This window comes from Clostridium tarantellae, assembly GCF_009295725.1.
GTDB classification, from domain to species: domain Bacteria; phylum Bacillota; class Clostridia; order Clostridiales; family Clostridiaceae; genus Sarcina; species Sarcina tarantellae.
The window spans coordinates 1-4,339 of sequence record NZ_WHJC01000283.1; the positions used below are offsets into that span (position 1 = coordinate 1).

The following is a 4,339-nucleotide window of genomic DNA, read 5'->3' on the forward strand; positions in this document are numbered from 1 at the left end:
GTTAGATTTTTTTTGTAAAATAGTAAAAACTACCTTTTTAAGTGATATTAAAAAATGGAATATTTTTTAAAAATTAATTTAAAATTATTTTATTTTTTTATATTTATGCAAAGTAATTTTATAAATATAAAAGAAATAGATGTTTTTAATTAATTTTTAGGAAATAAAAAAGAGTATATTAAAAAAAATGTCGAAAAAAATATTGAAGTTAAGAGTGAAATTATGTTATTATCTTTTCGGATAAAAGTTTTGAAAAAAAAATATACAATATGGGTTTATTTGTTAAGGGGAAAAAATTAAAAATAAATCAGAGGTAATATAATGAAAAAAACATATAAAAATCCAGTTGGTATAGTCATATTGATATTTTTTCTTTTAACTATATTACAACCTTTATGGAAATTACAGTCTTTAGAAGTTGGAAATAATACTAATTTTATAAAAAATAAAGATGATGAAGTTTTTATGCAAATTAAAAATATGAGTGCTGGAGATTGCATACAAGATACATTTATTGTAAGAAATAATTTTCACTTTCCTTTTGATGTTAAATTACAATGTGAAAAGGTTGTAGAAAATAATGAAAATAGTTTTTTATTTGATAAATTAAATATATCTATAATGTGTGAAGGTAAAGAATTATATAAAGGATTGCTTTCTAAAGTTAGTAAAAAAAATGATTATTGTGTAGATTTAGGAGTGTATAATGCAGCTCAAGAAAGAAATTTAAATGTTAAAGTATATTTAGACAACAATATTAATTTAGATGATAATGAAAAAAATAATATATTCAAATTAAAATTCACTACCAATAATAAAAAAAATATAATGTTTTTACTAAATAGAGAAAAAATAAAATATAATTGCCTTATGATTAGATTAATAAATCATAAAATTTGTAACCTATTTCCTATGAAAATTAAGTTGCCATTATGTAGGTTTAAAAAAATTAAAAAAAGTAAAGATAAATTAAATTTATATGAATACTTAATATAAATTTAATTTATTTTTAACTTTTACTATAAAAATAAAAGTTAAGTTAATACATATAAAAAATGTTATAACTTAACTTTTTTTTATTAAAGATAAAAAAACTATAAACGTTATAGTCTCATATACAAATCTAGGCATCATCCATTAACATTGAGATTTGAGTTTTTTTTATCCATCCTTTAGAATTTTTATTGCTTTTATTCTTTAAATCTATAAAATACCAAGTTTCATTATTTAGTTCAGCTTCTTCTAAAATTTCAATTTGTAATTTTTCACGTACTTTATTTATTATTGGAGAATTTTCTATGGGAGCAATATAGATATTAGTAAAAGGAAGAATTATAGCATATTTAAAAGGTTTAGGAGATATATACTCTATTATTAAATTTAATTTTGTAATGTTATTTTTAGGTATCTTGCTTTTTAAGCTTGTTATATAGTTATTTAATGAAAGTATTTGTCTTTTATATTCTTTGATTTTAGAATCATAAAAAAGAAATAAAAAAGCTAAAGAACCTAGTAAAATAAGTATTATAAGTATAAGAAAGATTTTCATAAACTATCAACTCCTATAAAAAATTAAGGTTCTATATTAATATATTTAAGTAAATAGATATTAATTACTAAAAAACATAATTTCAAATTTAAGTTATATATTTTAAAAATAATCTTTTTATAAAAGTTAGCTTATACAAATAATTTGCAAAAAATAAAAAAATACATATAATTTTGTAAAAATATGATATAATATACATAAAAAGTAAGAAAAGCATAAGATAAGGGGGAGTTTAAATGCTACGTGCACTTGATGATAAGTTATATGATTTTATAACATTAGATAGGTTAAATGAAGCAATATTAAAAAATGAAATATTATTATTTTATCAGCCTAAAATGAAAATAAATTATATAAATAAAAATTATGAAGTACAAGGTATAGAAGCATTAATAAGGTGGTTTGATTCGAAATTAGGGTATATTGAACCAAATAAAATTATATCAATTGCAAAGAAAAAGGGGATTATAGTTCACTTAGGAAAATGGATTTTTGATAGGGCTTTTAAGGATATGAAAAGTATTAAAGAAAAGAGTAATGGAAATATTAAATTGGTATTAAACATTTCTCTAGAAGAATTAAAAAATAGTAGCTTTATTAAAAATCTTATAGAGATTTCTTTAGTAAATAATTTTTTATTAAGTAATTTAGAACTTGATATAAAAGATAATGTTGATAGTAAGCTTGCTGAAAGTTTAAAACTTGTATTTACAAAGTTAAAGTCTTTAGGAGTAAGTATAGTATTAGATGATTATGGTTCTTATCATGAATGTTTAGAGTTTGTTACAAATAATGATGTTGATGGAATAAAATTAGATAGTTATATAATAGATACTTCAGAGAAAGATACTACATTAAAAATGATAGTGTACAATCTACACAGGCTTGGAAAAAAAGTTATTGCAGAAGGTGTAGAAACTAAAGAGCAGTTTGAAATTGTAAAATATTATGGTTGTGATGAGGCACAAGGATATTTTTTATGTGAACCTTTAAAATTAGAAGAGATAATTGAAATATTATAATAAATGAAATAAGACAGTAAATTTACTGTCTTATTTCATTTATTATGCTAAACTAACTCTTGGCATCCATAAAGGAACTTTATCCATTTCAGCCCACATAAAATCTAAAAGTAATTTAGACTTTAATTCCGCATATTCTGAATTATTCCATAAGTTATTGAATTCTAGAGGATCATTTTTTAAGTCATAAAGTTCACCATGAGTTTTATTATAATAAACAGTTAATTTATATCTTTCATTTACCAATGTTCTTAAATTAACAGTATTTTCAGTATGTTGATTTTCTACCATTATATAATTTCTTACTGATTTTTTTTCGTTATTCCAAACTTTACTTTGATCTTTACCAGCCATTGTTCTTGGAATTTCAAAACCAAGTTTAGATAATATTGTTGGTGTAAAATCAACTAAAGATTGTAAAGATTCATTTACTATACTTTCAGGAACTACCCCTTTTTCTTTAACTATTAAAGGAACTTTTATCATATCTTCATAATGGAAAGGACCTTTAGCAATAAGATTGTGCTGACCAAAAAAATGTCCATGGTCTGAAGTAAAAACTATTATAGTGTTATCTGTAAGTTTTAATTCGTCTAATTTATCAAGAATTTTACCAATATAATTATCCATCATACTAATCATTCCATAGTAAATAGCTATATCTTTTTTTAAATCTTCTTTATTGTGTATATGTGAATGGCATCCATGTAACCAATTTTTATCTTTTGGCTCATAGTATTTTGAGTAATCTGGATCAATCTCTTGTGTTAATTTTAATAGAGGAGAAGTTTTTTCATGTTCATCATTTAAATGATGAGGTAAAGTTATATCATTTGGATCATACATTGAAGCCCATGGTTCTGGTACAAAATATGGTGGATGTGGATCGAAAAAGCTTGACCAAAGGAAGAAATTTTCATTTTTATTTTTATATTCCTCTAATAATTTATTTGATCTTTCACTAATCCATGTATTGTAATGAAATTCTTCAGGAATTTCCCAAATTCTTTTTGAACTAGGATCTAAGGTACCTATTGGTGGTTGATAATAGTCTTTCCAATTATTAAATCCCTTTTCTTCCATCCATATAGCATAATGTTGACCTACTAAAAATTCAACAGTATGATTTCTTGTTAATTCTATATGATCAAATCCATAAAAAACATCTTGGAATGTTTTCCAAAAATCTAAATCATGAATTATAGGCATAGCTTCTAAAGAAGAATATTTTTCATTTTGTAAGTTGTGTTGAAAATGAGCTTTCCCTACAAGACCTGTTCGATATCCTTTTTTCATAAGAATATCACCAATGGTTAAAGTTTCTTCTGGCATTTTTGTACCTAGACTCCAACCACCGTGCTGGCTAGGATATAATCCTGTTATTAAACTACACCTTGTTGGTGTACAGGTTGGATTTGGACAATAAGCCCTTGAAAAAGTAGTACCTTCTTTAATTAGTCTATCTAAATTAGGTGTTTTAATTTCAGGATTAAAAAAACCTAAAGTATTCCAGTGTTGTTGATCACTGGTAATTAATAATACATTCTTTTTTTTCATTAAATAATTCACCTCATAATATATATATAATTTTTACTATAATTATTAAGTTTTTAAAATAACAACTTGTAAGTACAAGAAATTACAAAATATAAGTTATAAAAATGCATTAAAGGTTTTCAATAATTGTATTAAAATTTATTTATTAAAGTTTTTGCTTGAGCTAAAATAAATCTTATTATTAATTTTAAATTTAAGACTAGTACGTACA

General features: G+C 22.6%; 4 protein-coding genes. 2 read left to right on the plus strand and 2 right to left on the minus strand.

Features of this window, described 5'->3' with window-relative positions; all coding sequences use genetic code 11:
• Nucleotides 1-321 precede the first annotated feature (321 nt).
• Nucleotides 322-996, plus strand: a complete 675-nt coding sequence (locus tag GBZ86_RS13170; protein ID WP_152891359.1) for a hypothetical protein — start codon at nucleotides 322-324, stop codon at nucleotides 994-996.
• Between the two features lie 127 nt (nucleotides 997-1,123).
• Here the strand turns inward: GBZ86_RS13170 and GBZ86_RS13175 are convergent, their stop codons facing one another.
• On the minus strand, nucleotides 1,124-1,549 hold the full coding sequence (locus GBZ86_RS13175) for a GW dipeptide domain-containing protein (RefSeq protein ID WP_152891361.1): 426 nt from the start codon (nucleotides 1,547-1,549) through the stop codon (nucleotides 1,124-1,126).
• Nucleotides 1,550-1,785: 236 nt separating this feature from the next.
• Between GBZ86_RS13175 and GBZ86_RS13180 the strand changes: the two genes are divergently transcribed.
• A complete protein-coding gene (locus GBZ86_RS13180) occupies nucleotides 1,786-2,571 on the plus strand; it encodes an EAL domain-containing protein (RefSeq protein WP_152891363.1) in 786 nt (261 codons plus the stop codon).
• A gap of 42 nt (nucleotides 2,572-2,613) precedes the next feature.
• Here the strand turns inward: GBZ86_RS13180 and GBZ86_RS13185 are convergent, their stop codons facing one another.
• Nucleotides 2,614-4,128, minus strand: coding sequence for a sulfatase family protein (locus tag GBZ86_RS13185; RefSeq protein WP_152891365.1), 1,515 nt, complete (start codon nucleotides 4,126-4,128; stop codon nucleotides 2,614-2,616).
• Nucleotides 4,129-4,339: the final 211 nt, after the last annotated feature.

What these genes read in the sequence shown, in the direction of transcription:
- GBZ86_RS13170 (WP_152891359.1), top strand. Translation starts at nt 322, where the DNA reads ATGAAAAAAACATATAAAAATCCAGTTGGTATAGTCATATTGATATTT.
- GBZ86_RS13175 (WP_152891361.1), bottom strand. Translation starts at nt 1,549, where the DNA reads ATGAAAATCTTTCTTATACTTATAATACTTATTTTACTAGGTTCTTTA.
- GBZ86_RS13180 (WP_152891363.1), top strand. Translation starts at nt 1,786, where the DNA reads ATGCTACGTGCACTTGATGATAAGTTATATGATTTTATAACATTAGAT.
- GBZ86_RS13185 (WP_152891365.1), bottom strand. Translation starts at nt 4,128, where the DNA reads ATGAAAAAAAAGAATGTATTATTAATTACCAGTGATCAACAACACTGG.